The organism is Morganella sp. HMSC11D09, assembly GCF_001807955.1.
Classification (GTDB): domain Bacteria; phylum Pseudomonadota; class Gammaproteobacteria; order Enterobacterales; family Enterobacteriaceae; genus Morganella; species Morganella morganii.
In genome coordinates, this window is sequence record NZ_KV791699.1 from 1 (window position 1) to 1102 (window position 1102).

Here is a 1102-nt window from a genome sequence, read left to right on the forward strand (position 1 = left end):
GATAATCTGGTTACCGCCCCAGTAGGTCATTCCCCGGAAGATGGCCGCAAAATCCCGCAGCACGGTATAGGCTTCATTGCGATCCTGCACATACACATCACAGATATAGCGCGGCTCAGTGCCGCTGCCACCTTTGCCGTCCGGTACCGGCTGGTCACAATACTGCGCAACACGGTACAGTTCCCATTTATCGATATTCTGCATTTTGATGCGGTCGCCGAGGCCGAAGCGATCGGAAACCACGATATCGTAAAATATCCAGGCCGGGTTATTAGTCCACGCCCATTTAAACGAACCGTCCCAGGTACCGGAATATGTCCGGTTTTCCGGATCATAGTTTGACGGCACGCGAATAACCCTCATTTTCGGCTCACAGGTGACCTGCGGAATCGAGCCGTTAAACTGCTTTGAATCAAACTCGATATACAGCAGCGCGGTATGCGGATAAGTCAGTTTGGCATCAATCACCTCGGTGTAGCTCTGTAACACCATGGTATCGCCTATTTTGGCGCTGTTGGCATCTTCAGTGATTTTCCGTACCCGCAGTGTCCAGGATGTGGCCGACTGCGGCAGATCAATGCGGTGGGTGCGCTCATAACCCGAGGTGGTCTTGCCTTTTGCGCGGCCATCAACAACGGTTTTCCAGCTGCCGCCGTCAGTCTGCAAATCAACGGCGTATTTCACCTCATTCCCGACCATGTCCCCGTTATCCTCCTGGCGGAACAGGGACGGCCATTTCAGGCGGACGCGGACAGCTGATAATTGCGGGTTGGTGAATGCATGCGCCCACGGCGTGCTGCTCTGCACGGTGGTACCAACCGTGATTTCATTCTCCGCCGCCGGCATCCCCTGAATATAGGGTTGTGCCTGGGTACCCGGGCGATATTCCCACACCACGCCGGGAAAATTTTCCGAGCCGTCAGCATTCAGCAGCGGTGTACCATCCAGAAAGATATTCTTCCCGGTCAGCTCACCGGCAAATTCCCCTTCCCCGAGGGCGATCAGCAATTTTGCTTTGGCTACGGACTGTAAATCATCCGGTTGTTCTACGGGCGTGCGCGGGCTGCCGCCGCCACCTTTGCGGCCTGTGATTTGTGTCATT

The 1102-nt window shown here is 55.1% G+C and carries 1 pseudogene; it reads right to left on the minus strand.

Features of this window, described 5'->3' with window-relative positions:
* Positions 1-1101: pseudogene (locus HMPREF3119_RS14075) on the minus strand (host specificity protein J); the annotation flags it as partial.
* Between the last annotated feature and the right edge of the window lies 1 nt (position 1102).